The sequence below is a fragment of the Acidithiobacillus sp. M4-SHS-6 genome (assembly GCF_047421495.1).
Classification (GTDB): Bacteria; Pseudomonadota; Gammaproteobacteria; order Acidithiobacillales; family Acidithiobacillaceae; genus Acidithiobacillus.
On the sequence record NZ_CP175559.1, the window covers coordinates 2526080 to 2553045 of the forward strand.

Sequence of the window (26966 nt, forward strand, 5' to 3'; positions counted from 1 at the left end):
TATGGCGCGTGCGTTGAATGGATTGCGGGGCAGCGTGGCGGAAGCGCGCGAAAAAAACCGTCAGGCGGCCCTGAAAAAACTGGAGCAGGAGTTTTTACCGCCCTTACTGGAAATTCAGGAACGCCCCCCGGCACCCTGGCAACACTGGATCCTGTGGACGCTGATCCTGTTGCTGGTGGTCGCGGTTCTCTGGTCGTATTTCGGGAAGGTGAACATTGTCGCCACGGCGACCGGTCAGTTTGTGCCCGACGGCCGCGTCAAGATGGTGCAGCCCATCACCACCGCAACCGTGGAACACATTTATGTGCATAATGGAGAACGGGTGCACAAAGGACAATTACTGGTATCCCTCAACCCTACGGTTACCCAGGCCACTCTCCATGCGACGCAACAGGAACTGGCGCTGCGCGACCTTGAAAGAGCCCGCATCCGGGCGCAGCTCAGCGGAAAAAATTCCCCTGTAGCCGCATCCGGATTGAACCCTGAATATCTGCAGATGGAAAATGCCCTGCAGGCCGCACAGGAAGCCGAGTATCGCAGCCATCTCGATGCCGAACAGTCCCGTCTGGCCCAAAACCAGACAGCGCTGGAAGCCGCCAAAAGTCAGGGTGTTTCCCTGCAGGAGCAAGAAAACTTGCTACATCCCCAAGTGGTGGCGGATGCGGCCCTTGCCAAAATCGGGGCCATCCCCCAGGTGCAATATCTGGATGCCCGGCAGAAGGAAATCAGCCTGCGCGGACAGATTTCCCAGACCAGCGGTGATATTGCCCGCTATACGCAGCGCCAGACGGAACTTCAGCAGGATATTGCCGAAACCCGTGCCAACTACCATGCCACCCTGCTGCACAGCCTGGGTGAAAACACCCAATCGGTGATTTCACTGGAAGCCCAGCAGGCCCACGCCAGCCGCGACCTGGCCTTGCATGCCTTGCGTTCTCCGGTAAATGGTGTTGTGCAAGATGTCGATGTGCGCAATATCGGTCAGGTGGTCACGCCCGCCCAGACCGTGGTCAGCATCGTTCCCAGCGACACCCCGCTGGTGGTTGAGTCCGCCCTGCCGGACAGCCACATGGCCTTTGTGCATGTCGGTCAAAAGGCGCGGGTCAAGGTTGCGGCGTATCCATTTGAACAATATGGAGCCCTGCAGGGTGTTGTTGCCAAAATCAGTCCTGATGCCATCTCGCCGAAAAACGGCCAGGCGAACAGCGGCGCCCTGTTCTACCGCATTCGCGTCACTGTCCCTCATCCCTTTCTCATGGTGCATGGAAAACTCGTGAAAATGCGCCCCGGCATGTCCGTGGCCGTCAATATCAATACGGGGGAACGCCGCATTCTGCAATTTTTCCTCAGCCCGCTGTTTCGCGATTGGGACGAAGGTTTGTCCGTACGATGAGAATGTCCGGTCACATTTTTTACGCGGCCGCGTTGCTTGCAGTGCTTACGCTGGGTCTGGAAGCGCAGCGCCCCGCCGAGGCTGATGTTGGGGGCGACATCAACAATGATGCCCTGGCCGCCGCCCTCAGCAGCGCCTTGCCCGCTTCCCCTCAATATTTTCGTCATCCGGCCAAACAACCAAGCCCGACCCAGCCGACGACAATGCCTCGAAAGTCCCAGGCCAACACCCCTGCCCTGGAGACGCCACCCATTGCTCCGGAACCCGAAGCCCTGAAAAAAATCCCCATGCTCTCTCTGAATAGTCCGAAAGTATCCCGGCATCCGGCCCCTGGTCATGCCGTAGCGAAGGTCTTGTCAGCACCGGCGTCCGCCACCAAGGCCCCGGTTCAGGAAGCAATGACGCAGCGCCATTCCGAACAACCCGCCACGGCTTTTTTTGCCGCGCCACCTCAACATCCTGTGCTCACCCCGAAAAATGTCCCGGAAGCACCGCTTCGACAAAATCTGGTGGCCGGGAATCCAGCGCCCATGACCATCCCTGCACCCCGGAGCTCCCTGTATGATTTGCTGCAGACCGCCATCGCCCACAATGCCAATATTCGCCTTGCCGCCCAGGGCTTGCGTAGCGCGGATGCCGGTTCCTTGCAGGCTTTTGGTGCTTTCCTCCCCCATCTGAGTTTCCAGGCGCAAAGTCAGATGTACGTCAATACCAGCGGCATTCCTACCGCCTCCCTGGTAGGATCCAACATCGTCGTAACCCAAGGAAGCATTTATTCGAACTACATGAGCATCATGGCTTCTCTCAATCTTTTTGAAGGGGGAAGTGGCGTCGAAAACCTTTCTGCCGCGCATCAGGGTGTGGTGGCGGCTCATGACCAGATTCTCCGTCAGCGGAATCGCGCCGTGCTCGATTTGCTCGTCAATTTTCAGCAAATTCAGAGCCTGCTCCAACAGCAACGCATTTTGCGCAAGGCCATCACCCTGGCCAAGGAGGATCTTTCCCTCAACGAGCAAAAATATCGGCAAGGGAATGAAAGTATCCTGGAACTCGACAAAGCCCGTGAAATCTTGCTCCAATACCAATCGCAACAGGATGATTTACAAAGACAGCTCCTGAAGTCACAAACAGGACTCGCCGAGTTGCTAGGCAAACAAGGCAGCTTTGCGCTGGTCAGCGGGGCTGGCCAGGACAGGATCCCCTCGCCTCCGGATCTTGCGCAAAATGCCGACGAAACGTCAGAAGACAGCGAAATTGTCAATCAGTTACCCAGCGTCGAGGCGGAACTTGCCAAAATGCGTGAGGCTCGCCATCAGGTGGCTTCCGTGCGCGGAACCTTTTTACCCAATGTCAGCCTCCAGGCCGGCTATAACTGGCTGGGCACTTCCAGTCATGGTTTTGGTCCTGCCCTGAACAACGTCAATCGCAACAATTATACGGTGGGGTTGAACATTACCCAGACCCTTGCCCCTTTCACGGGACATCTGGCCAAACTTCAGGATGCGGAAGCCAAGCTGGAATCCGCCCGCATCCAGTACCAGCAAGCCATTCTTGTGGGACATCAGCAACTGCGAGTGGATCGCGAAGAGATTCAAGAGGGAGCAAGACGTGTACAGACCCTGCATGAGGAATATCTTTCCGCACGAAAAAACCAGCAACTGACCACCGCGCTGTATGAACATGGCCGAGTCAGCAAAATGGAATTGCATATGGCCATTTTACGGGCGCTGAATACCCGCAGTGCCTGGCAGCAAGCACAAGGTGAATGGCTGGTCGCTCGCTGGATGTTCTACGCCATGCTGCGGCCCCAGGAACTGGTGCCCACCATCCTCCACAAAACCATGGACACGCTCCCGGATCCCCAAGGTTCCTCGGGAGGCCATGTTTGAGTATGGTCAAATCCCATCCGCTGCTTTCTGGAGAAGCGCTGACCTGGTGGCTGGTGGGTGCCAGCGTTTTCGTATTGCTGATGGTCTTTACGGTTTACGAAATGCTGAACCATGAACGGACGAAAACCGCCGCCGCGCCCTACGCATTTCATGTGGTGGGCATGCCTCAAACAACCCCCTCAACGACAGTCCGCAGTTCAGCGCCTGCTGCTCTGCAGCGATCAACGCAAAGCCATGCAAAGCCCATGGCAACGTCTACCCATCCGCCACAAATGCACCATTCTGCTTCCCCCTCGCATCCTGCTGAACCCCATACCCAATTCAGCATTCTGAGCTCCCGGCAGCGGGCCCGCTTGATTAGCCGCTATGTCACCTACTGGATCGAACATGTCGAGGAAAAGGCATCGGGACAGCTTCAGAATCAGGAACCGGGGAAAATCAAGGTACGGGTAACCGTCGTATCCAGCGGTCAGCTGGCAGGGTTGGCGCTACTGCACTCCACTTTACCAGGAACGGAATCTTCTCGCGCCGTTGAGCTCATCCGTGCCGCTTCTCCCTATGCCCCTTTTCCGGAAAATCTGGCCAAGCAGGCCAACAAGCTGATTATTCACTGTACGATGCACTTTATGAATGGAGAAAAACTGGGTACCACGCCAAGCAGCACCCTGGGCACAGAAGGTCTTGGCAACCCAAAGGCCAATTTGGGAAAGAGTCTCTCCCAGGCCTTACTGGGAGGAGATTCCTGAAGATTTTTTCAATAAAATAAGTAACCGCCAATATCCGTGACCAGCGGATTCGATGCCAGGCTTTTGACACTTTCAGCAATGCCGGTGGCCACATTGGCAGGCATGCTGCTGGCAAAATTCGAAAGCGCCATGCCCGCCTGATGACCATCTGCAGTCAACGAATTTTGCAGAGTGGAAATACTCAGGGCACTACTGCCATCCAGGAGTCCTGGGAAAGCGTTTTCCGCACCCAGAATCCCTCCGGTAAGCAGGGAATTGGTCTTCGTGAGGGTATTCGTCAATTCTCCACTCGCATAGCCGACTCCTTCACTGGTCAAGGTTGCAGCATCGGTAACGGCCTGACTGACCGCCTGATTCATTTCAGCACCCACCGTACCCACGGTTTGCAGCGAAGGAGTAGCAGTATCATTGCCGCCTAAACCCAAAGCAGAAAGTAGCCCGGACAATAAACCACCTAGTAAACCCATATCGGTTCTCCTGTTGATGTCGAAAGCAATAACGGCGCGGTACTCCGCGCCGTTATTCTGAACGGATGAGCAGCTCTTAAAGAATCAGAGCAATCCGCCCAGTAATCCGGAGGAAGAAGAACCAACCACCGTCGCATTGCTCAGCACATCGCTCAGACCCGTAGAGGCGAGGGTAGAGGCACCCAGCGAACCGACAATGGAAGCGGTTGCCGCAGGAATGCTGGTCGCCATGTTGGCCATGGCATTACCGACACCGGTTCCCACACCCGTCAACATACCGCTGATACCACCGCCTACACCGCCAGCAAGAGGTCCTGCCACGTACTGTGTATAGGTGCCGGTTATGGAAGAACCAACCGACTTGTCCAGAGAAGCCACCGTAGAAGCGCTGTCGGAAAGAAATGCCTTGCTCATGTCTTCTGCGCCAGTCACCGCCTCACCCAAAGTGCCCTGTGCTGCAGTAGTGATGTCTTTGGTCATATCTCCTGCAAGGGTTGCAGCATCCGTAGTAACCGCCTTGTCAAGGGCGCTGGTAGCAGAAACGCCATCGTTCATCAAGGTGCTGACGTCGCTGGGGGTGATGCCACTGGAACCACCCAAAAGACCACCCAGCAATCCGGTTACGCTGTTGAGGAGACCACCTACATTTAGACCTGCCATAACTTTACTCCTTCAAATAGATGAGTACATAGAGGATGAAATGCTTTATTATGTTGCCCGACCGAAATGCCATAGCAAATCTTAAAGGCAGCCTACATAAAGCAAACAACATGCCAGGAATAAATCAAGGTAACTCTTTGTTTACCCGTCGTACCAAATATTGTACGTTTCCTATTAGGTTTCATTGGTAACATTGCAGGGGAACAATACTATACAATACTACGGATTCATCTTTAGGCAGGCCATTGACTGGAGGAAAAATGCGGCAGTCAGGGGCAGGCAAAAGGCGGAGTTGCTGTTGAGCGCCGCCTATCCGAACGATTTGACCATCAAAAACCGGGGACGATCTTTATATTGGCTGGATCAGACAAAATCCACAGGCGGGAAAATGGCGGGTATAACAACACAAATGAGGAGAAAAATCCAATAAATACCCGTTGCTCAGCCTTCTGTTCCATAACTGGCAACGGGTCGGTCGGTTCAGGGTTGTTGCTTCACCACCTTTTTGACCTGGATGGTGGAATCAATCACCACTCGCTGGTTCAAGAACCTTCCCTGCGGTGTTGCATTGCTGGCCACAGGATCCATCCAGGAATAACCCTTGGTAATAATCCGGTAATCAGGAACCCCCTGCATGACCAAATAGCTGGCGACGGCATTGGCGCGTTTTTTGGACAACTTGAGGTTATAAGCAAATGAACCTGTCTTGCTGCAATAACCCTTCACCAACAGAATGGCACTGGGATGTCGCTTGGCAAACCTGGCTGCGCGATCCAGCACATAATTATCATCCCCAATAAGTTTCGCCGAATTGGTATTGAAGTTAACACCGCGAATAGTGATAGGCTTGCTTTGCAGAATGGTTTGCTCGATGGGTGCAATGGCTTTTACGGGCGGTGGTGGCGGTGGCGGAGCTGGTGGCACCTTCACCGGTTTTGGTTTGGCAAAACAGGACAAATTGCAACTGTGATAATGAACGGGCGCACAGGCACTCAGCGTTATGCTGCCCACGGCCACTGCTATCAATGAAAATCCGGTATTTTTCATAACAACCCTTCCTGTTCAAATGGATTCTTGGTGTATTCCGATCCCTGCAGGAGGCCATCATCTCGCCCCCTGCGAAGAATGGTGAAAACCTTTAAACACACTTGGATCACCAGGAATAGGACGCTCCAGCTCCCACTGACGTATTATTTCCAGAACCATTGCTGCCAACCGTCAACTGACCTGTCCAGTTGCAGTTGAAACGATGTTGATAAGTAAAGGCAAAGGCACTTTGCCCGTTGTACTCGCCATAGCCACCAGCGACCGTATTCGGACCTTGCCCGGCTGCTGCCGCCGCCGCGGCATTGAGTGACGCCGCATCGACAGCGCCAACCTGATCAGCATAGTGCCTGGCCTGACCCACGGCGCTGGACATGGCACCTTGCACTTGACCATAAGTTGCAGCGTCATTGGGTGCCGTACCAGGCGCGACATTGGTAATCTGCCGCTGCAGGCCAGTAGCTGCGTTGCCCACGGATACCGTGTTGGCACGGTTGGCCACGGAGCCTTGTCCCAAAGCTACGGAATTGGTTCCATTCGCAGTACTGTTCGCCCCAATAGCCGTACTGTTTGAGCCTGCTGCCACGGCATTATTACCAATGGCAGTGGTGGGGTCGGCCAATGCCTGCGCGCCTGCGCCAATGGCTACCGAACCAGAATAGTTGGCCTTGGAATTCGTGCCGATAGCGATGCTGCTTTCACCTGCCGCAGTAGCTCCGCTCCCACTGGCAACATCCTTTGTACCGCTCGCCTTGGCGCCACCGCAAGTCAGGTTGCCATTGGCGTCCACGGTACAGACACCAATTCCTTTTTGATTGACGATAGTCTGCAAATGAGAAATGTTGGTCGTATTCGTGGCGATGTTGGTGGTGTTGGTTGACTGTTGTTTCTGCAGGTTGCTGATGTTGCTGACGTCCGTGGTCTGCTGATTATGCAGGTTACTGATGTTGCTGGTGTTGCTGGCAATGTTACTGGTGTTGGTTACCTGTTGTTTGTGCAGCTTACTGATGTTACTGGTGTTACTGGCAATGTTGCTGACATCCGTGGTCTGCTGCTTGTGCAGGTTACTGATGTTGCTGGTGTTGCTGGCAATGTTGGTGGTGTTGGTCGCCTGCTGCTTCTGCAGGTTGCTGATGTTGCTGGTATTGCTGGCGATGTTGCTGATGTCCGTGGTCTGCTGCTTCTGCAAGCCACCGATGTTGCTGGTGTTGCTGGCAATGTTGGTGGTGTTGGTCGCCTGCTGCTTCTGCAGGTTGCTGATGTTGCTGACGTCCGTGGTCTGCTGCTTCTGCAGGCCACCGATGTTGCTGGTGTTGCTGGCGATGTTGCTGGTGTTACTGGCAATGTTGGTGGTGTTGGTCTTCTGCTGCTTCTGCAGGTTGCTGATGTTGCTGACATCCGTGGTCTGCTGCTTCTGCAGGCCACCGATGTTGCTGGTGTTGCTGGCGATGTTGCTGGTGTTACTGGCAATGTTGGTGGTGTTGGTCTTCTGCTGCTTCTGCAGGTTGCTGATGTTGCTGACGTCCGTGGTCTGCTGTTTCTGCAATCCAGCGATATTGCTGGTGTTGGTGACCTGTTGTTTGTGCAGGTTGCTGATGTTGCTCGTGTTACTGGCAATGTTGGACATATCTGTCTGCTGTTGTTTCTTGATGGCAGATACATCCGCATAAGAAGTACTGCTGGTGATATTACTGACAGCCGTTTGGAGGCTGGAAATATTGGTGGTATTGGTATTGACCTGAGTCTGAAGCTTGGAAATATTACTGGTATTTGTGCTCACGTTCTGGTTCGTCGCGTAAAGCTGACTGCCATTCACCGCATCCGTGCTGGTAGGGCTCAGGGTTCCGGGAGTCACATTGATAATTTTACGTGTTGCAGTAGGAGTCCCAACGGACACGACATTGCTTTGTCCACCATCACTGCTCCCGTAGCCCAAAGCAACGGAGCTGGTTCCAGTAGAACTCGCCTTGTCGCCAATGGCGGTGTCCTGGTTACCAGCGTTCGCACCTGTTCCACTCGCTATATTTCCTTGGGAGCCTTGCGCTGTTACCGCAGAGCCAAGACCTAACGATTGCGTAAGGCTGGCAACCAAACCTCCTCCTCCATAAACAGTCGCATCCGCCTGGACCATCGCACACGAGGTAATAACCAATGTGCCGGCCACCGCCGCGACAAGCATTTTTTTATGTAAGTTAGCCATCTGTGAAGTCCTTATTTAAGAGTTGTCAGAATGAAACGAAATAATTAAAGCAGGTTCATCAGTTTTTTACGCGAAGTAGCAAAATTTGGGCCAATAAAGGGAACAGCTATCAGCAGAAACCCGCTTCAGAACGACCACAAACCAATAATTATTTGATAAAGTTGATGTTAAAAAAAATTGCCATTCATTTAAAGACCATCCTGAAAATAAACCCGGCGCAAAAATATTCCCCAAAAGTAAACAACAATAGTTTCTGTTGTTACACTCCAAGAAACTCACCAGGGATTTATTACCCGATTTTGGTGTTTCTTACTTGTAAACATTTCACGCTTTATGATTCTTATTGGTACCCGTGATTCTCTATTTACGTGCAGTTCTTCCGCGCCACGGCCCGCACATGAGAGGGTTTGTCTCTTTCAGGCTTTCATGTGTATACTTTCATGGGTGATTGTGCTTCATTGAACATAGTCCATCATCAATTCGCGGGGGAAGTATTGATGTGAACAAAGACGCTCCATATCATCTTCAAGAATCCAAGATATGTCACATTCTGTTGATGTGTATGCTCCTGGCGGAATTCATTCTGGTTATCGGCGCTGTTGTCATCCTTTTTCAAGCCGTTGGGTTTTTCCATGGTTGAACCATCAGGAATCGTCCTGCTGGACGGGCGGACTCGGCACCTGAAGGTCGGGCCCGCTCTACAGAAAGCGGCGATTGCCCGCTTTTATCGCAATGTTGGCGTACATGCTTTCAACTGACGATAATTATATCAAATTTCTCTATTTAACGAACTTTCGTGCTGTTTTGATGGACTTGCTGCGCATTTACGTTGCGGTCCCATATAATAGTACCGAACGAATCTCCCTGATACAAAAACACCGCAGGATACTGCAAGACCTGCAAGAGACTTTTCCTGCATGCAACGAAGATTTACCCGGCCGTCTGGCGCGGATCTGGAATGAATCCATACAGGATCTTTGTCGCGAGGATAAAAATTTCTCGGCGCTTGAAAACTTTCTCGATCAGCCTTGGGCACCCGAACAAATCCTTTCACCATGGCTCCCCACCTGGTCTACGGTACAGCAGGTACTGGGGTATCCCCTGGCATTTGGCCAGACCTTTGGCGCAGAAGAAACGCAACTCCGGGATATCATCGAGTCGGAGCCGGATCATGCCCAGGCCTTTTGCAATCTCGCTGTACTCTATCTCAACAATGCGCAGCATGCAGATGCGCAAAAGCTTTTCGAGAAGTCCCTCGACCTTAACCCGCATGCTCCAGATACCTTATTGAATTACGCCGTTCTCCTCAGTCAGAACGGAGACTTGCAGACGGCTGAGCAACTTCTGCAGCGGGCTCTGGCCATCCAGCCAGAGTACGTGGTCGCTTGGTCGAACCTCGGCTACATACTCAGCGAAATGGAGCGATTTGAGGAGGCTGAACAAGCCTTGCGCCAGGCATTGGCCATCAACCCCGACTATTCGGTAGCGCTGCTGAATATTACCGTCCCGTTACAAAAACGCGGCGCATTTCAGGAGTCGGAAAGGCTGCTCCGCCACCTGTTGACCCTGGAACCTGGTCACATCGATGCCACCCTGAATTTGTTCGTATCCTTGTTCAGCCAACAGCGGGAAGACGAGGCTGAAAACGTGCTGCGTCAACTCATTCATGAGCAACCTCACTGTGCCGAGGCCATGAGCAAACTGGGCATTTATCTTTTTCAGCACGAGCGTTTGGACGAAGCGGAAAAATGGCTCCGGAAAGCCCATGAAATTTCTGGAGGTGCTGCCGAGCCAGCATTTGACTTGTCCACCTTTCTGCTTTTAAACGGGGAGTACCGCGAGGGCTTTGCCCTGTATGACAGTCGTTTCCAGGTGAAATCCAACAATAACCCGCAACGTTTTGCGCAAGCGCCTTGGGATGGCAGCGATCTTGCTGGTAAAACCATTCTCGTGCATGCCGAACAGGGCTTTGGCGACATGCTCCAGTGTGCGCGTTATCTTCCGCTTATCCAGGAGCGGGGCGGAAGAGTGATTCTGGAAACACGCCCCGCCCTGTATCGTTTGTTCGAACAATCTGAATTGGCAGATCAACTGTGCGTCGAAGGGGACCCCCTTCCCGATTTTGATACATACATCCCTTTCATGAGCTTACCCCGGGCATTTGGAACCGAACTGGGCAGTATTCCCCAACAAAGCCCCTATCTTTTTGTCAGCAACACGCTGGACAAGGAATGGGAACAGCGACTGTCCCATATTTCCGGTTTTCGCGTGGGTTTGGTCTGGGCAGGCAACCCACTGCACAAAAATGACGATGCCCGTTCGATTCCTCTGGAACAGTTGGCCCCACTTGCGGCCCTACCGGGAATTCAGTTGATTTCACTTCAGAAAGGCGCCGGAGAAAAGCAAATACCAGACGGACCTTTTCCCATACACCCCCTGGGGGAGAGCATTCAGGACTTTGCCGATACGGCAGCCATCCTCAAACACCTGGATCTTTTGGTCTGTGTGGACACTTCAATAGCCCATCTTGCGGGTGCGATGCATATCCAGACATGCTTGCTGCTGGCAAAATCACCTGACTGGCGCTGGTTGCTGGATCGCCAGGATAGTCCGTGGTATTCCAGCCTCCGCTTGTTTCGGCAACAAGAAAACGACTCCTGGGAAAACGTGATTTCCGAAGTCAGGCAATATATTCTGGATGGCATGCATAGCCTGCGACTCCGCTGAATGCCCGGCGTAAGCGGGCAAGGATCGGACCACTTAATGCCATGTTCGTTTACAAAAACCCACCCCAGAGCCCAAGGCACCCGCCGGTGCAGTCCACACCTTCAACAGGCCTCACTCCACATCGGCGTAGATGGTTTCCAGGCGGATGTCCGCATCCAGGCAGGCGAGCCGGAAACTGCCCTCCTGACAGGTGTCGTGAATGCCCTCCGGGTAACGATAGATGTCCACCCGGCGAACATCCTGGTCAATGATGAGGTATTCGCGCAGCCCGGCAATATTGCGGTAGGCGAAGCGCTTTTCCCGCCGGTCGATGCGGGCGGTGGAAGGCGAGGCAATCTCCACGATCAGGCAGGGATGGGCGCGGTAGTAGGGGGATGGGCGGTCTTCCGGATCGCAGGACAAGAGCAGGTCGGGGTAATAGAAGTAGGTGTCGTCGCCATCGTCCACCCGCACCTTCATGTCCGCCATGAAGAGCTGGCAGCCGCGCTTGCGGGCCAAGGGGTGCAGAGCCGCGCCCAAGGCCATGGCGATCAGGCCATGCCGGTCGCTGGCACCCGCCATGGCCAGCACCTGTCCGGCCAGATATTCGTGCTTGATATCGCTGGTCTGCTCGCCGTCCAGATAGTCCTGAACAGATACCATGGCTTTGAACCCGCTTTGCGTCGTCACGATGGCCTCCACAGACATTTTCTTGCAAAACTAGACCTGCCTCCCAACGACGTCAAGCCACCAATTATGCGCGCGTTGATTGACATTGATGGCCATCCGCAATATCTTACTTTTTTCTTACTTGGGGTCGGCCATGGAAAGCACGAAGTTATCCAGTAAAGGGCAAGTGATCATACCCAAAAGCGTTCGTAGCGCGCATCACTGGGAACCCGGTTTAGAACTTGTTGTGATCGACATGGGCGAGGGTGTTTTCCTGAAGCCAAAGGCGCCCTTCCCCGCTTCTACGCTGGCGAACGTGGCGGGTATGCTGAAAGGGCGAATTCAGCCCAAAACAGACGAAGAAATTCAGTCCGCCATGGTGAGTGCCGCACGGAGAGCGTGGCGTGATAGCCATTGACACCAATATTCTCGTCCGACTTTTAACCCGGGACAACGAGGAACAGTATGAAGCCAGCCATAAGCTTTTCTCTTCCAAGGAGTTATTTATTCCAGACACGGTGATACTAGAGACGGAATGGGTTTTGAGATATGCCTACGAACTCGAACCGGTGGAAGTCTGTGCCGCGCTGAGGGGGGTCTTTGGCTTGGAAAATGTACACCTTGCCAATGCGCAAACCATAGCTCTAGCCATTTCCTGGCATGAGCAGGGCCTGGATTTTGCCGATGCTTTTCATCTCAGCCTATGTCAAGGCCATGAGGCACTCAAGACTTTTGATGAAAAGTTTGCCAAAAAGGCCAAAGCCCTAACGGACTGCCGTGTTGAGAAGCCATAGCATGTCCGGGCTAGTCATCAGCTCACGGCGAACTGCACACAGGCTGGTCTTAGGCACTCACTCCACATCGACGTAAATGGTTTCCAGACTGATGTCCGCATCCAGGCAGGCGAGCCGGAAGCTGCCCTCCTGACAGGTGTCGTGAACGCCCTCCGGGTAACGATAGATGTCCACTCTGCGAACGTCCTGGTCAATCTTACTTTAAACCGGTCAGTCTATCCGAAACGGCTAGTCATAGACTCCACGACGCCATGAAACAGGCAGTCTGACCAGCACTACCCCCTTCATGACGGAGGTTGCAGCAGGGCATCCACCATCCGGTCCATGGCCTGCTGCAGGGGGCGCAGGGTCTGGTAGATCATCGGCTTGTCGTACATCGGCAGCATTTGCTTGCTCAGTACCTGGGTGACGGGATAGAACCGGGTGCCGGGCCGCCGGCGAGAATGAGGCCTTTGCATTGCCGCGTCATAGGGGAAGTTCCTCACCCAAAGGTACCGAACGATCGAACAGCGTTTCCGGTGCAAGATCCAAATTATCTGGCCAGCAGACAGTATCAAAACCCACATAAGCCCGCTTGAACTCGGCCAAGTTCTTCAATCGTGTAAAAACCCCCTTGTCCAGATAAGGGGTCATGTCGAAAAGACGGTGATCCCCAGTGTCAAACCAGAGTTCAAGGGTAAAGTTGTCTCGGGGTAAAACGCGAACCACGCTTTCCATGTATTCACCTCAACGCAGTGGATCGATCGGGAAGGGCGTTTGCCCGTTGACCGCAAGATCCCAATCAGCCTGTAAGTCCTCACGGTGAATCTCGATCCAGGCCTGAACCATGCGCACCTTGGGCTGTGGAAGCCCACCACTTAACAGGCTGCCATCGAGTATCGAAAACGAGGCATCCTGGCCTTGGTACTTGGCATGAATATGTGGCAATTGGTGGCGCTCGTCATCGAAAAAATAGAGATAGATAGATGATAATCCCGTAAAACATGCTAATGGTTGGCATGGCCGACTCCGTATTGTTTGCCTACCCACTGACGATACTCGCCGCTGGTCACATGGTCCACCCAGTCGGGATGATCGAGATACCACTGCACCACGTGATACGTTGACACTGGTCACGCAACTCACGCACGAAGCTCAAGGCGCGCACAGGATTGTCCGCCGCGATGTAGTCGGCTATGGCTTCGAGGTCTTGCTCGGCAAGCGGGTGAATACAACGCCGCTGAGTTACCGATTACGCTGAAAATACAGCATCACTCCCAAGTTACCACCATGATTCTCGAAGGTCGTGAAGAAATTGGTGATGCCGGCTTTCTGGAGCAGGGCGCGGAGCACATTGAGATCATAGGTATACATCTGCATGCGCGGCGCCGAGAACTTGCGGCCCTTACTGAGATTGAGCAGGTTGCCACCGCCAGGTACATGCCGATCCAACCAGGTATGCAACTTCCGGTATTCAAAATCCTGGCCATACTTGAAGTGGATCACCCCGATGCCGCCGGGAGCCAGCCGCGTCAGCAACTGGGCAAAAAGGCGCTCGCCCCGCTGCACCGGAATATGCTGAAATACGATAAACAAATGGATGAAGTCATAGGTACCATCCAATAACGACAGCGCATCGTCGGATTTGACCAGTAGCACATTCCGGACGGACTGCGCCGCACAGTTCTTGCGGGCCTCTTCCAGCATCACGTCGGAAATGTCCACACCCGTCACCTCTTCAGCGATGCGGGCCAGTGGAATGAGCAGCCTGCCCACCCCGCAGCCAAAATACAGAGCCCTTTTTACCGTAAACTCCGCATCCAGGTGCTGCCGCACAGTGGAGAGCACAGCCTCCATATGGGCAACGCCCGATGCAAAGAACTCGTGCCTACGCTCGGCGGAGAGATTTTCCTGACGATACTTGTCATGGGTAATCACCCCGTAATAGGGGTCCTGCCTGCCGAATTGCTCCCAGTTTTTATCGGTTTCGTTGCCCAAGATGCCTCGGTAGATCCATGCTGTCGTGCAATACCCGCAACACATCCGCCTGCCTTGCGGCGCGCAGCGTCCAATGGTCATTAATGAGAATGGTCATAGGCGGTTCATGAACTCGGTGAATTGCTGAAAGTGCTGTTCCCAGGTAGGGAAGGCGCGAACACTCCAGGGAGCACTCCTGCGTTGGTCAGGACGCGAGTAGGATAGACGATCTGCACAACCATGCCCAGAAACCTCTGAAGCTCTGTGATCGGCACGGTTACCTGCTCTTTGCGGCGCATCTGCTTTTCGCCAATAATGAGGACGACCATACGCTCAGGAAGCACCGCCATGCATCCCTTTCTCAGCCTCCCCTGGATGGAAGACTATGTCGCCCACTGCAGCAAGGATGCAGAGCTCGTGCAGTCACTCAAGGGCTTTACCGCCCTCATTGAATATGGCTGGCTGGATGCGCCGCTTGCCAACGTCTATCTGCACATGCGCGATGGCCTGCCGCAAAGCATCACGGACAGCCCCGCACAGAAGGTAAACATGCGGGTCCATGCCCGACCCGGCACCTGGCAACGCATCTACCAGCGCGAAATCAGCGCCAAGAAAGCCCTGCTCATCCACGAGCTGAAATTCAAAGGGTCCATGCTCATGCTCCTCAAATACATGGACCCCCTCAACACGACGTTCCGCCGCATGGGCGATGTTCCCGCTACATTTCAGCATGAGTGATCCCATCCCGTTTTAGAAAAAGCCCAGATTTATCCAGGCAGGGCTAACAGGCACGGCAAGTTATGTTTGCTCCGTTGTTACACATTCCAACTACTTTTTAGGTGTTTCATCCGCATCCGTACCCTTGGCCGCTGGCTTTTTGCGCCTAGGCTTCAATTCCCGAAGTATTTCTTCGCGCAGGTGCGCTTCATAACGTGCCGCCAGATCTGCCAGTGTCAGTCCGTATTCCTGGGCAAAGGGCGCATCCAAACGGGCCAGGTCCGCTGGCGCGGCTTCTTTTTGCGCGACCACTGCGTAATCCGGACTGACGCCCGCCAGCACCTGCAATAAAGACACCGGCGCATCGGGTGCGGTCAGGTCAGGAGATTCCTGCAGGCGCAAAATCTTGTTCCGCAAAAACCCTGCGTATTCCGTCAAAAATGCCAACAGCAAAGGTGGTAAAGGCCGCTGATGAGTGGGGTCCAGGTAGAAGCTCGAAGAACCCACGACCAGATTTTCGGCATTAGGCGTCTCCAGTATCAGCAGTCCTGCCGGTTTCAGCACCCGCAGGGCTTCTGCGACCAGTTCCTGCAAAACCGGGAAAGGCACATGCTCGGCAATATGAAAGCCGGTCACCACCATGAAACTGGCCTCCGGTTGACTCCGCAACGTCTCCAGCATATCCCTCCGCTCCGTGCGCAGCCCCAAGCTCGCGCAAGCGGAAAGCATCCCGACATCCTGATCCACGCCATGGGCCGCAAAGCCCTCGTCGCGCAACAGTTGCAGCCATTCTCCCCGCCCACATCCCAGATCCAGCACGACGCCGTCAGGATACAAGGCACGCAATGGATACAAAAAGGGCAGATAGACCCTGACCCGGTTTTTAATCAACTCGCGGGAGCCGCGATGACGATCTTCAAAGGCCCGATAAAATGCAGGATCAGCCATTATTCCTCCAGTATCCAGCGCAGGGTTTGTTCCATAGGGATTCCCGTCATGATGTCGTTCCCCGCAATCGCATGGGTTGGTGTCCCGTAGGATAATGCAATAATGCCTTACGGTAGAAACCGGCGACGGCATGCGGTTGCTCGACGGGGGAAGCGACAAAGACCCGCGCCACCCCACGCTGGGTGCCCTGTCGGGCATAGCGTTGCAGGGAGGTGTCCAGCGGACGAATGAGGCAGGCCATTTACGGCTGCACAAGCTGGGCATGGCGCTGGAAAGCCCGCTGCAATGCAGGATTGGCTGGTTCCGGGGTATCCAGTGCCGCCAGGAACGCGGCGAAATCGTCTTGGGAGAGTGTCATGGACCAATGCTTGCACAACCGACTGCGCATGTGCAACGGCGTCTCTACCAAAAAAGTGACCAGCACCGATCGGATCGTTCCATAGCAGGATATGCGTGCCAGCAAAACGCTGCCGCAAATAGCCCACCCGGCCAAAAGAACGGCAGCATTGTAAAACCGGGACTCCACGGGCCGCGTCAATCAAGGTGTGCACATACGCAGACAATGCCGGGCAGATTGACGGATCAAAAAAGGCCGCGTAACTCATGCACGGATCAAACTTGCCGCGCAAGGCTTCACGGATTGCATAAAATTCCTGAATGAATAAACACTACCGGTTGCCTATCGTCCATTCCCATTGCATCCCCCACTTTCTGCATCCATTCAGAAAGTTTGAACGATCCTCGCGGCATATACCAGTTATCAATATGGTTCGAGCACTCAACCCAGAATCCGAGCGAAGCGTGCATTCAGGTTTTTCGACCGGCATTCATCCTTAGCCAGAGTCCTTTTTGAAATCATTTTTTGATCGGGACAATTTTAGACGCATAAGCCCCAATCCCAGATTCCGAGGATCAGCCGATCCATCGAATAAAATCGGACTACGGGCCGACAACATTTCCAGGCGCAGACAAATCAGATGGTCCAAAGTATCCAGGACTTCGGTAGGTATTTCAATTTTCTTCCACACGCCGTAATAGGAATTTTTCCGTTGACTCGAAAAACTGAATGCACCAATACGTTTTTCTCCAAAATAAACCAAAACCTTGGCTATTTCCGGCCTTGGCAAGGAGCTTGGGAAATAATGTTTGCAGTATAATTGCAAGGTTCGCCCATTTTGACGAAGCAACCGCACCGGAAAATTGAGGTATGCCGATCGCGCACAGCTCCACACACCCCAATCTTCCATATGTGACCAGCCCTCCCCCAAAACCCGGACAGTCAGAGAATTGGGGGCAAGCGGCATTTCTTTTTTCCAGGCATCCACCACTACGTCAAAATGCTGCATAGCAATAAAATGATGGCCATCCGCTTCCGCATCACTGACCGCACGGATACCTGCTATGGCACGCGGCAGAAATCCGGATATGAATTGACAAAGATCCCCGTCTTCCTTATAATACTCGGCATTCGGCATTCGGCATTCGGCATTCGGCATTCGGCATTCGGCATTCGGCATTCGGCATTCGGCATTCGGCATTCGGCATTCGGCATTCGGCATTCGGCATTCGGCATTCGGCATTCGGCATTCGGCATTCGGCATTCGGCATTCGGCATTATGACGATATATTGAAATAGCTTCGTCATAGATACTTTCCCACCGACCAACCAAGATATCGATATTCGTGAGTTTCGACCAAGACATCATTGCTTCCCGAATGGCGGCAGGCTGATAGGCATCAATCCCGCTCAACACGTTCTTCTGGTTAACCGCTCCAAGGGCGATGTGCCGGCTGAGATGATCATTTGGCCACTCTCCTGCTAGCTCAGCATCCAGAATACCTCCGTAACCAAACTCATCCGTAACAACCACATGCGCTCCGGCACAACAGGCTTCCATGGCGCTGCGCGAAAAGGCAAAGCAAATATCATAATCATAAATGACCGTGGCGACATCTGAAATTTCCCTGCCTACTCCCCGACCTATCAGGTCAAGGGCTATTTGCCGACGTTTACAACTTTCAGAAAGGGTCGCAATATAGTTTTCTTTCAGTTCATCTTGATGAAAACCCTTGATAATGGCCAGCGCCTTCCGCGGTTGGGAAGATATTTCTTCTCTCATCACGAAGCGTTTGGTATCTACCGCATTAATGACGATTTGGGTTTTCCGTTCCGGAACACCGTTGGCAACCAGCCTCTCTCGACAGGCGTAATCGACCGCCAGATAATGGGTAATCCGTTCCGCAATGAACGGTTTGTCAAACGGAGAAATAGCATCGTGACATACAAAAACGGCGGGAACATTTCTAAAACGAACCAAGGCGGCGGCCAAGGCGACATTGTGGTTGCCATGAATCACATCGGGTATCACATTGACTCGGGAGAGATCATCTACCACCGGCACGCCGCGGGCAGATAACTCCATGCCCAGTCGGCCGATAGATGGTGAATAGACGATTACACGATGCCCACGTTGATACAACGCCAACGCAAGCTCAAAGGTCGCCGCTTCCGTGCCTGTACGTTCGGCCATGATGATGTTGGTCATCAGAATGGTTAGCATGGTGCGTTGATATCCCGTTTATAGTGCCGCAGATAGCCACGCTTAGATGATTTGATAAATTCTGTGAGCACCCGAACCTCATCGTGGTAAAGGTCCAATGCTTCCAGTTTTTCAATGCGATCTTGCAGATGGCTATGTTCACGGAATAGTATAGGATAAGATTTTTTTAACCTGCTAATTGATTTCTCGCTGAACCCATTTCTTTTTAAACCGATAACATTTATTCCACGAAGTGCAGCCCGATTCCCGGCTGCCATAGTAAACGGCGGTACATCCATGCTAACACAGGTGTTTAGTCCAACAATAGCCATTGTGCCGACAACGACATGTTGATGTATGGCAACAAGCCCTCCTATAAAAGCGCGATCCTCCACATGAACGTGCCCAGCCAGATTGGCTGAATTAACCAGCGTCGTATAGTTCCCTATGGAGCAATCATGAGCTATGTGTGCGTATGCCATAAACATATTATGATCTCCAATACGGGTTACACCTCCACCTTTGACGGTACCACGGCTAATGGTGACAAACTCTCTGATAATATTGTTGTCCCCGATGATCAGTTCTGTATGCTCAGCTTGATAGGTTCGGTCTTGTGGATCGCCACCTATTGCGGCGTTAGAATAAATCCTATTGTTATCACCTATAGTGGTTCCACCAGCAATATCAACATGCCTTTCTATCACATTATTTATTCCAATTTTTACCCCTGGTCCGATATAAGTATATGGTCCGACTACGGAACCTGTACCGATATGAACTGAAGGATGAATTATAGCCGTCTTGTGTATATCTGCAGAAAAAAATGCATTATCCGCACGCCTATCTTTAAACTTGTCTTTGAGCATACCAAGCACTCCAGTCGAGTTACAGAATATTAACCATTATAAAAACATACATGCCTTTTAACCTTTCTCAACAGCCAGTCGGTGGGCGTATGGCCATACTGCGTTGAGCAGGCGCATTGGTGGATGAAAGAGCGTGCCTATCATCACCGAGGTCTGACGCCGGCAATGATGGCACTGGTAGACCTTATGGGACGCGACCCAGTGCCCGTCGTGGTCATGCCCACACTGCAGGCATTGAACCAGTGCCGTTGTTCAAGGCTTCGGCACAGGCCTCCTCGGTATCCAACCGCGCCTGCCATTGTGGCAAATTCATGGCTTCCGCTTTCATGACGCACCTCCAACTACCAACTATATGACTTACACGCACTTAGGCCATGAATGATGTAAACGGTCCAGAGGCATATGTAAACATATCGTGAAAAAATAATTCACATCGTTTAGCTATGTTACTTTTGCATGTTACGTAGTATACGTTATCGTTTTAAGATAATGAAGATTGGCACATTCATTGCTTGATACTTAGGGCGGTATATCGCTTTATTACTAAGGAGAAATTCGCATGAGTAACATTTTGTCCGGGGTAACAACACTCGTAGGCGGGATTGAGACAGATCTCGGCACCATTCTGAGTAATGTTTCCAGTGGCGCACTTACCCAATCTGCACTCACTGATGTAGTGTCAGCGGTAGGCTCGGTAACCACCGATGTCGGTGGCTTGATATCCGATTTAGGACTCGGCTCGATTGTCGATGGCTCGACCAGCGGAATGGCCTCCAGCTCTTCTTCTTTGCTGGGAGGTTTACTGGGAAATCTATTAGGCAGCAATGGGCTGCTGGGTGGGTTATTAGGTAGTCATGGATTACTGGGTGGGTTACTTGGTAGCAACGGGCTGCTGGGTGGACTACTCGGCGACCTCTGATATTTGATTTTACGCCACCACAGGGGGAGGGCTTCTGTGCTTCCTCCTGCTAGGGAGTTAGAGAGTAAGCCTGCTCCGTACGACCATATAGCGCCCGGTGAAACCCGAGCCGAGGCGCCGGTGACGAGGACCATCTTCAGAACGAAAACCCCTGCCGGACGCGCCGCAGGTCGGCCTCGACCATCATCTGACAGAGTTCCTCCAGGCGTGGTCCTGGGTTCCCAGCCCAGTGCATGGCGGGCCTTGTCGGGGCTGCCGATGAGCAGATCCACTGCCACATCCAACGCCTTGAAGGCCATGCGGACGACGGCGTCGGTGATCTTGCGGGTGACAAACTCGCGGCCGCGCAGTGGCGATTCGTGGTTGAATAGTGCCGTACACCGCATAGCCCTTGTCCAGCAACAGATGGGCGAGATAGGCGCCGTCCTGGCCGGTAATGCCGGTGATGATCGCCGTTTTCATGATTTATTCCTCTTAGATTAAAATTCATCCAACAATTTTTTAGGGTCAACCAATGTGCAAGCTGGTGGCTGAAAGACAAAACCAATTTCATTATTTTTAAGCGCATCTAAATGAAATTTATCATCTTTATGGCAATTATGCACCGCCTTAAAAGGAACGTTATAGAATACATCTTCTCTGCAGCTTTCCATCACGTACGTCCCATACCAACGATACTCGTATGGTGCTATTTGTATCGCACCAATTATACCGTTTATATTTTTATTGCGTAGATAGTTTTCTAAATAAACAACAATTTTACTATCAAAAATCATCGAAGTGGTATATGTTGCGGTAATATCCCGAGATAACCCAAGTAGATCATCAATTTCTCTGTAGGTTAAACTTGAAGGTGCAAGATCCCCTCTTAACCAAGTCATTTCATTATTTTCGTCAAGAATATTATAAGCTCGCTCTCTAATTTCTGGCCGACAATCTAAGTATATTCTTCCGGCATCACCCCAAACAGATCTCCAAGAAAAATCTTTTTTAATCAGCGTTGCAGAATCTAGAGTTAAATACCTCGTTGACCATCCGGTTTTCGCAAATCCAAGTTTCACTATTTGCTGTAGATGCCATCCATCAAAGTTTTCTGGCACGCGGATATCTATGCTTGCTAACAGTTCTTCCTCGCATAGTATGATTGGAATATCGCGACCAAAACGATTAATGAATACTTTGTAAAATGCGGATAAATCATTTTTTGGAACAACGATAAAGAATGGAACTTTCTCTTGAGAATGTTGCACCCAAGATTTATAGAGCGTGGCCGACCAATAAATATCCTTGATATAACTTTTATTAACAACGCAAAAATCACAAGGTCCAATCCTACTAACCAAATCATTAATATCATTTGCAGTTGGAAATAACGTTCGACGATCCGTGACAACATCATACAACTTTAGAGAAATATTTGAATAACTGTGTTCCTCTCGCCAGCATTGTGCATCATGGGATTTATTGCGTATTAATTCATCTTCATTGGTTATTGCTTTGATTAAAGAAAGGATTCCATCCGTGAGCATTTCTGGAGTAAAGCCAGGAAGTAAATGTACCGCATCTTCAACATCATCGAAAATTGGCAAAGGGGTTACTGCTACCGGTCTGCCGCTAGCGATCCCATAACGCACCGCTGCGCTGGATGATTCAGCTGTCTTTTGGTACGGAAAGATAATCAAATCTGCGTCCGAAAGTTTATCTAAACTTTCCTTGTCAGACAAAAAATCAGTGACAAGTGTTACATGTTTTTGAAGGTTGAGTTCCGTAATTTTCTTTTTTGCCAGTGCTATCACATGTGCAGACTCTAACGCCGGAAATTCCGCGTTCACCATCTCTAATTGAATATTATTGATTCCTCGATCCCGTAGCATAGCTATGGCATCTATCACCTCTAGTAATCCTTTATGTGGCAAAAAAAATCCATATGAGGCGATTTTAAATATTGAGGTTTTCTCAGAAGGCTGGTTTCTTAAAGGTGGAGTATAGTCAAGGACCCCATGAGGAAATATTTCAACATTCTCATTTACTCCTAACTGCTTTAGCCTATGTACATCTGCAGGAGAATGTACCAATACCTTATGGCAGAGTTTTAAGGCTGGCACCAATATGGTTAGCCTCTTGTGAGGCTCGTGCACCGGATCGATTGTTGCATGTAGGGTGATGACAACCACACGATCATAATTAATTTGCTTAAGTATAAAGTCTCGTAATTTCTCTAGATTAAAGAAGCCATAGTTAAATTGTATAACTATAGCGTTGAGATCCAACTGATCAATGGTGTCCGTCAACCCGATCAAGTTCTCGTGATCGCCAATAGACCAGCAACGCCAAACATTTTCGCCATCATTTGCTGTTCTATCATCCGTGTGGGATGCGAGTACAGTAACATTCCCCGGCATATTCTTAAGAAGATGCTCAGAGTAAGCGGCTATACCGCAACGCACGTTCCATGTCGTGATCCATCCCGCACGTAATTTGTCGTTTTCTTGAGGGCGGTTATGCGCAGCTTTGTGTTCAGATGCTATAGATTGTGACCATGTGAAATCGCCTTCCAGAAGCCGCCGTTCTATCGGATTACCTAGAACTATATCTTCTCGTTTTGCGGCTTGTTCGGGATGGACGACTAGACCATTTTCTTCTGCGACCATAGAATCGTTTTTATTATACTCGGAACCAGAATGCGGTGAGGATGGCACAAGGGACGTACCTGCTTCAAGGATGGCACTCAAAAGATTGCCCGCGCTTTCCTTCCAGGTCAGCCAAGGCATTGCCTCAGGCACAGGATGTTCTCCAACCTGATACAATGAAAGCCAATCTTTGACGGCTTGGACAACTACTTCCGGACTTTTTTTAGCTGCAAAATAATAGGCATAATCACCAGCCACCTCACGGAAGACCGGAATATTTCGCGCGATGATGGGTAACTTGTGTTGCGCAGCTTCGATGAGTGGCAGACCAAAACCTTCGCCATACGATGCGGCAATCAAGCATGTACTTGCCGCATATATTTGCTTCAGGTATTCATCACTGATGCCTTCAAGTACAAAAAGACGCCTACCCAATTCCGGGTGATTCCTTAGTTTTTCCATTATGGTTGGAATAGTGCGACGTTTTTCGTATGATAGGTGTTTCCAGCCCTCTTTGCCGACAATAACCAGGTTAATGTCTTTTCCAGTCCGCCAAAGCTGATTGAACGCCTCTATGGTCTGAAGATACCCCTTACGCGGCTCGATAGTGCCCACCATTAAAAAACTCTTGCGCGCTGTTATCTGTCTAAGGGTGTTGTCGGTATCGGGCGGCAAACCCTGGGTTGGCGCTGAATTTTCAATGTCAGCGCCAATGTGGAACCAGCGGACCTGGAAAGGCCGCTTCTTTTCACTATAAAAAGCCTGCTCTTGCAACCATTTCTGAAAGTCTTCTCCTACGTTTTTCGATATACAGACTGCACCATCGAAGTTGGAAATGGTCTGCAGCCAGCGGCTGAATCCCTGGGTGCTATCGGGTGGAAAAACCTCTGGCATGCGGATGGGTAATAGATCGTAGACTATAAACCATACATGGACACCACGGTTATGCCAGCGCTGCAAAAATGATTGCTGAATTGATAGCAGATCAGGTATGACTTCCATTCCTAAGAATACATCACCAGGCCATGCCTTAGCCGCACTATCCCGTGCCCAGTCATCCGGGATATCAAGGAACTGGCAGATATAGCGCCGTGCATAGCGATATCCCTTTGAATCATGGGCCGCATATACTGGTTCTACTCGGAAACCTTTGGGTGGATTCTCCAGCCATTCTCGTAGGATAGCGCGCACTACTCTTTGAATGCCAGTTTTAGCGTCATGATATACCAGCTCTGAAATATCGAGTAACAACTGTGGTTGACGCGGTGATGGTGGAAAATTGTCGGATAATGAAGAGGCTAAGGAAAGGATATCTCTTTCTTGTAGATGAATCTTCGCAAAACCTGGGAGAACTCCGCGTAAACCTTTCTGTGATTGTTCGTAGAACCGTTCAATGGTTTCCATGTACTTTTGCGCACAGTTCCTAGGATGGTACTTGGTGCGAATAATCTCTTGCGCTTTGACACCTAAATCTTTTCTTAATTGACTGTCATCGATCAGTGTGGTGAGCGCGTCAATCAGTTCCTCATCAGTAAAGTCATCTCGCAACATCCAGACACCATCTTTATCCAGATCTGCCAGACTGCCATGGGCGTTGACAATAGTGGCTACTCCATAATTCATGCAGTCCAATACGGTGCCGGATGTTTCCCCACGGGAAAGGGTGCGCAATTGCACAGCAATATCAGCAGCAGCAAGATAGGCCCGAAAAGTTTCCGTGTCGGCCCATTCGGTTACATAAATACGAGACGCACAACCACTACTATTAATGGCTTGAATTAGATGCCTACCGTAATCTCCCCCATGTTCATTACTACCAACAAAAACAAGCTTTGCCTTCGGATTGATAGCGAGGGGTGAGGCCAAAAAGCTCTCTAGTAAGCGATGATTCAGTTTGGTGGGACCTAGAAAGCCAAAGGAACAAATGATCAAATCATCAGGCGTAAATCCAACTTGACGCCGCGCTGCTTCCCGGCTAAATGGCTCTGCAGTCACCCGCAAATGGGGGATGACGGCCCAGTCTGCTGCGGCCTCGGAGCCATACCATTGGCTAGCCAGTCTTCGGGAGTACTCCCCATGAACGATGATGCCCAGCGCGCGCTGTAAAACCGGCAGGTTAGCCGGATACGACATCACTACGTCTTCCCACGGATTGGCAGAAAGATAGCGCTCCATGACGGCACGATAACCATGACTGGCGTATAGGGTTTGGGCCAATACATGGGGCGTTGTGGCACCACCATCCCTGTATGCTTGGATGCCAGATTGGAAGAAGTCGTGCAGCACTGCGACACCTGGCATCGTTTCCAGCAGTGGGAATGTATACTGGTGGAATGAGTTGTTACCAAAGTGGTAGAGAATCCTATCATACTGACGATAATTTTCCCTGAGCCAGTCGCTAGTTCTAATTGGGCAGTTTTCCTGATCCACTGATCTGTAACGTCCTGTTGGTCTACTATGACTTCGATCTGATAGTACTGTGACAGAGCTGGGAGTAACTCCGCACTGTAATCGGCAATACCGGTACGCTCAGGAGGTAAGGGCGAAACAAACGCGAGTTTAGGTTTTGCGTGTTTGGCAGATATCGTCAAACAAGAAGTGGGCTGAGGACGTTGCAACGATTCCCAAGTAGCGATGGCCCGTTTGGCGGTTTCGTCCCAGGAGAATTTTTGGACTTGCTTCCGGCCATGTTCACGCAGGCGGGCTAGAAAAGCTTCATCGGTCAGGGCTTGCTGCAGTTTGGTCGTGATGGCTGAAACGTCAAAAGGGTCAAAAAGAGCTTCCTCCAGGCCAATGACTTCAGGCAGGCTGGAGGTATTGGCACCGATGACCGGCGCTCCGCAAGCCATGGCTTCCAGTGGAGGTAGACCAAAGCCTTCGTGCCAGGATGGGAAGATATAGAGATGGCAAAGGTTATAAAGATGAACGAGTTCCTCATCGCTGACATGGCCAGTGCAGAGGAAATCCTCTGGTTGGAGTCCCGCATCTTGTGCTAGTTGGCGCAACTCACCGGTTTTCCCAATCGGACCGACAAAAACTAATTGGTGAGCGCTACGCAGGCCTACAGGCAAGGCGGCATAGGCTTCGACGAGACGTGGGAGGTTCTTGCGTTCATCGTCACCACCGGTATAGAGAATGAAGGAACGTGTAATACCGAACTTATCTTGAATAACCCGCACTGTGTCCTGTTCAAGCTTCAAAACCTGGAACTCTGGTTCTACTGCTTCGAGAGTATTAACGATCTTGCTAGCGGATACACCGAGGCAGTCGATGCCCTCCTGGCGGGTATACTCCGATACTGCTAGAAAACAGTCTGCCTTCTTTAGATGAGCGACTTTGTGTTGATAATAACGGGCATAACGGGGGTTACCATTGAGATAGTGTTCGGGATTACGCAGGGGGATCAGATCGTGCAGTGTCACACTGACGTGCGTGCGATCAAAGCGGCCAATGCTGGTGACGGCATCGTCCACATAACCTTCGAATAGGCTGCAGATGTGAATGAGATCAGGCTGTAGGCTGCCCAGATATGCCTCACGTAGCAGTTCCGCAGACAAACGACGGGTATCGTTGTCGGGGTGCTCTTCTTTTATCGGATCGGGAACTTCCCAGATACGGATATTTTCCTGGGGTAGCAAGTCATGGAAGGCAGCCCGGATGGGTTGAATGGTTTCGGGAAAGAGACCAGAAAGAGCTAAAATGACTTCGTGTTTGCCGCGATTCCGTACGACGGCCTGGGCAAAGGACAAGGTGTAACGGCCGACCCCCCGAAAACGGCTACTGGTTTGCGCACCCTGCATGTCGATAATGATGCGCATA

The 26966-nt window shown here is 51.5% G+C and carries 26 protein-coding genes and 3 pseudogenes; 8 read left to right on the forward strand and 21 right to left on the reverse strand.

Annotation, left to right across the window (positions count from 1 at the left end; all coding sequences use genetic code 11):
- Nucleotide 1: 1 nt before the first annotated feature.
- From ACJU26_RS13105 to ACJU26_RS13115, 3 genes are read left to right on the forward strand one after another with little or no spacing between them, the layout of a single operon-like run.
- Complete coding sequence (locus tag ACJU26_RS13105) at nucleotides 2-1393, forward strand: HlyD family type I secretion periplasmic adaptor subunit (protein ID WP_414040076.1); 1392 nt, start codon at nucleotides 2-4, stop codon at nucleotides 1391-1393.
- Between the two features lie 2 nt (nucleotides 1394-1395).
- Nucleotides 1396-3282 carry a TolC family protein gene (locus ACJU26_RS13110; protein WP_414040077.1) on the forward strand — a complete coding sequence of 629 codons (1887 nt, stop codon included), beginning with the start codon at nucleotides 1396-1398 and terminating at the stop codon, nucleotides 3280-3282.
- On the forward strand, nucleotides 3279-4028 hold the full coding sequence (locus tag ACJU26_RS13115) for an energy transducer TonB (RefSeq protein ID WP_414040078.1): 750 nt from the start codon (nucleotides 3279-3281) through the stop codon (nucleotides 4026-4028). The genes ACJU26_RS13110 and ACJU26_RS13115 overlap by 4 nt, the downstream gene beginning before the upstream one ends.
- Nucleotides 4029-4036: 8 nt before the next feature.
- Here the strand turns inward: ACJU26_RS13115 and ACJU26_RS13120 are convergent, their stop codons facing one another.
- The 4 genes from ACJU26_RS13120 to ACJU26_RS13135 all read right to left on the reverse strand — a co-directional run bounded on the left by ACJU26_RS13120 (nucleotide 4037) and on the right by ACJU26_RS13135 (nucleotide 8399).
- A complete protein-coding gene (locus ACJU26_RS13120; protein WP_414040079.1) occupies nucleotides 4037-4495 on the reverse strand; it encodes a hypothetical protein in 459 nt (152 codons plus the stop codon).
- Nucleotides 4496-4579: 84 nt separating this feature from the next.
- Complete coding sequence (locus ACJU26_RS13125) at nucleotides 4580-5155, reverse strand: hypothetical protein (RefSeq protein ID WP_414040080.1); 576 nt, start codon at nucleotides 5153-5155, stop codon at nucleotides 4580-4582.
- 480 nt (nucleotides 5156-5635) lie between these two features.
- The gene (locus ACJU26_RS13130) at nucleotides 5636-6202 is read right to left on the reverse strand and encodes an OmpA family protein (protein WP_414040081.1); all 567 of its coding nucleotides are present in this window, start codon (nucleotides 6200-6202) and stop codon (nucleotides 5636-5638) included.
- Between the two features lie 106 nt (nucleotides 6203-6308).
- Nucleotides 6309-8399, reverse strand: coding sequence for a YadA family autotransporter adhesin (locus ACJU26_RS13135; protein WP_414040082.1), 2091 nt, complete (start codon nucleotides 8397-8399; stop codon nucleotides 6309-6311).
- A gap of 807 nt (nucleotides 8400-9206) precedes the next feature.
- Between ACJU26_RS13135 and ACJU26_RS13140 the strand changes: the two genes are divergently transcribed.
- Nucleotides 9207-11126 (forward strand): tetratricopeptide repeat protein, encoded by a 1920-nt coding sequence (locus ACJU26_RS13140; protein WP_414040083.1) that lies wholly within the window; start codon nucleotides 9207-9209, stop codon nucleotides 11124-11126.
- Nucleotides 11127-11237: 111 nt separating this feature from the next.
- Here ACJU26_RS13140 and ACJU26_RS13145 read toward each other — a convergent pair whose 3' ends face one another.
- A complete protein-coding gene (locus ACJU26_RS13145) occupies nucleotides 11238-11795 on the reverse strand; it encodes a Uma2 family endonuclease (protein WP_414040084.1) in 558 nt (185 codons plus the stop codon).
- A gap of 88 nt (nucleotides 11796-11883) precedes the next feature.
- On the opposite strand from ACJU26_RS13145, the gene ACJU26_RS13150 reads away from it, so the two are divergent.
- Nucleotides 11884-12192 (forward strand): AbrB/MazE/SpoVT family DNA-binding domain-containing protein, encoded by a 309-nt coding sequence (locus ACJU26_RS13150; protein ID WP_414040085.1) that lies wholly within the window; start codon nucleotides 11884-11886, stop codon nucleotides 12190-12192.
- Entirely contained in the window at nucleotides 12179-12568 is a 390-nt protein-coding gene (locus tag ACJU26_RS13155; protein ID WP_414040086.1) for a type II toxin-antitoxin system VapC family toxin, read from the forward strand. The genes ACJU26_RS13150 and ACJU26_RS13155 overlap by 14 nt, the downstream gene beginning before the upstream one ends.
- Before the next feature lie 284 nt (nucleotides 12569-12852).
- On the opposite strand, the gene ACJU26_RS13160 is transcribed toward ACJU26_RS13155, so the two are convergent.
- The 6 genes and pseudogenes from ACJU26_RS13160 to ACJU26_RS13185 all read right to left on the reverse strand — a co-directional run bounded on the left by ACJU26_RS13160 (nucleotide 12853) and on the right by ACJU26_RS13185 (nucleotide 14545).
- Entirely contained in the window at nucleotides 12853-13026 is a 174-nt protein-coding gene (locus tag ACJU26_RS13160) for a sugar phosphate nucleotidyltransferase (protein WP_414040087.1), read from the reverse strand.
- 7 nt (nucleotides 13027-13033) lie between these two features.
- Nucleotides 13034-13285 carry a DUF2442 domain-containing protein gene (locus tag ACJU26_RS13165; RefSeq protein WP_414040088.1) on the reverse strand — a complete coding sequence of 84 codons (252 nt, stop codon included), beginning with the start codon at nucleotides 13283-13285 and terminating at the stop codon, nucleotides 13034-13036.
- Between the two features lie 9 nt (nucleotides 13286-13294).
- On the reverse strand, nucleotides 13295-13597 hold the full coding sequence (locus ACJU26_RS13170) for a DUF4160 domain-containing protein (protein ID WP_414040089.1): 303 nt from the start codon (nucleotides 13595-13597) through the stop codon (nucleotides 13295-13297).
- Nucleotides 13555-13677 (reverse strand): hypothetical protein, encoded by a 123-nt coding sequence (locus ACJU26_RS13175; RefSeq protein ID WP_414042001.1) that lies wholly within the window; start codon nucleotides 13675-13677, stop codon nucleotides 13555-13557. Before ACJU26_RS13175 ends, ACJU26_RS13170 begins: the two co-directional genes overlap by 43 nt.
- A 38-nt stretch (nucleotides 13678-13715) precedes the next feature.
- Nucleotides 13716-13778 (reverse strand): annotated as a pseudogene (locus ACJU26_RS13180) (hypothetical protein); the annotation flags it as partial.
- A gap of 14 nt (nucleotides 13779-13792) precedes the next feature.
- The gene (locus ACJU26_RS13185) at nucleotides 13793-14545 is read right to left on the reverse strand and encodes a class I SAM-dependent methyltransferase (protein ID WP_414040090.1); all 753 of its coding nucleotides are present in this window, start codon (nucleotides 14543-14545) and stop codon (nucleotides 13793-13795) included.
- Between the two features lie 327 nt (nucleotides 14546-14872).
- On the opposite strand from ACJU26_RS13185, the gene ACJU26_RS13190 reads away from it, so the two are divergent.
- A complete protein-coding gene (locus ACJU26_RS13190) occupies nucleotides 14873-15262 on the forward strand; it encodes an SCP2 sterol-binding domain-containing protein (protein ID WP_414040091.1) in 390 nt (129 codons plus the stop codon).
- 90 nt (nucleotides 15263-15352) lie between these two features.
- Here the strand turns inward: ACJU26_RS13190 and ACJU26_RS13195 are convergent, their stop codons facing one another.
- The 6 genes and pseudogenes from ACJU26_RS13195 to ACJU26_RS13220 form a co-directional block, all read right to left on the reverse strand.
- Complete coding sequence (locus ACJU26_RS13195; RefSeq protein WP_414040092.1) at nucleotides 15353-16189, reverse strand: class I SAM-dependent methyltransferase; 837 nt, start codon at nucleotides 16187-16189, stop codon at nucleotides 15353-15355.
- Nucleotides 16190-16235: 46 nt separating this feature from the next.
- Nucleotides 16236-16430: a hypothetical protein gene (locus tag ACJU26_RS13200; protein WP_414040093.1), complete on the reverse strand. Its 195-nt coding sequence runs from the start codon at nucleotides 16428-16430 to the stop codon at nucleotides 16236-16238.
- Entirely contained in the window at nucleotides 16431-16577 is a 147-nt protein-coding gene (locus ACJU26_RS13205) for a DUF1778 domain-containing protein (RefSeq protein ID WP_414041984.1), read from the reverse strand.
- A 445-nt stretch (nucleotides 16578-17022) separates the two neighbouring features.
- On the reverse strand, nucleotides 17023-18750 hold the full coding sequence (locus tag ACJU26_RS13210) for a glycosyltransferase (RefSeq protein ID WP_414040094.1): 1728 nt from the start codon (nucleotides 18748-18750) through the stop codon (nucleotides 17023-17025).
- The gene (gene lpxA / locus ACJU26_RS13215; protein WP_414040095.1) at nucleotides 18744-19598 is read right to left on the reverse strand and encodes an acyl-ACP--UDP-N-acetylglucosamine O-acyltransferase; all 855 of its coding nucleotides are present in this window, start codon (nucleotides 19596-19598) and stop codon (nucleotides 18744-18746) included. Before lpxA ends, ACJU26_RS13210 begins: the two co-directional genes overlap by 7 nt.
- Nucleotides 19599-19721: 123 nt before the next feature.
- A pseudogene (locus ACJU26_RS13220) lies at nucleotides 19722-19926 on the reverse strand (IS1595 family transposase); the annotation flags it as partial.
- Between the two features lie 231 nt (nucleotides 19927-20157).
- Here ACJU26_RS13220 and ACJU26_RS13225 point away from each other — a divergent pair.
- Nucleotides 20158-20517, forward strand: coding sequence for a hypothetical protein (locus tag ACJU26_RS13225; RefSeq protein ID WP_414042002.1), 360 nt, complete (start codon nucleotides 20158-20160; stop codon nucleotides 20515-20517).
- On the opposite strand, the gene ACJU26_RS13230 is transcribed toward ACJU26_RS13225, so the two are convergent.
- The 4 genes and pseudogenes from ACJU26_RS13230 to ACJU26_RS13245 form a co-directional block, all read right to left on the reverse strand.
- On the reverse strand, nucleotides 20451-20903 hold the full coding sequence (locus tag ACJU26_RS13230) for a GDP-mannose 4,6-dehydratase (RefSeq protein ID WP_414040096.1): 453 nt from the start codon (nucleotides 20901-20903) through the stop codon (nucleotides 20451-20453). The two genes, ACJU26_RS13225 and ACJU26_RS13230, sit on opposite strands and share 67 nt — an antisense overlap.
- A pseudogene (locus ACJU26_RS13235) lies at nucleotides 20893-20979 on the reverse strand (GDP-mannose 4,6-dehydratase); the annotation flags it as partial. The pseudogene ACJU26_RS13235 and the gene ACJU26_RS13230, both read right to left, overlap by 11 nt.
- Nucleotides 20980-20996: 17 nt before the next feature.
- Nucleotides 20997-25322, reverse strand: a complete 4326-nt coding sequence (locus ACJU26_RS13240) for a DUF6492 family protein (protein ID WP_414041985.1) — start codon at nucleotides 25320-25322, stop codon at nucleotides 20997-20999.
- Nucleotides 25283-26965, reverse strand: coding sequence for a glycosyltransferase family 4 protein (locus ACJU26_RS13245; protein ID WP_414040097.1), 1683 nt, complete (start codon nucleotides 26963-26965; stop codon nucleotides 25283-25285). The genes ACJU26_RS13240 and ACJU26_RS13245 overlap by 40 nt, the downstream gene beginning before the upstream one ends.
- Nucleotide 26966: the final 1 nt, after the last annotated feature.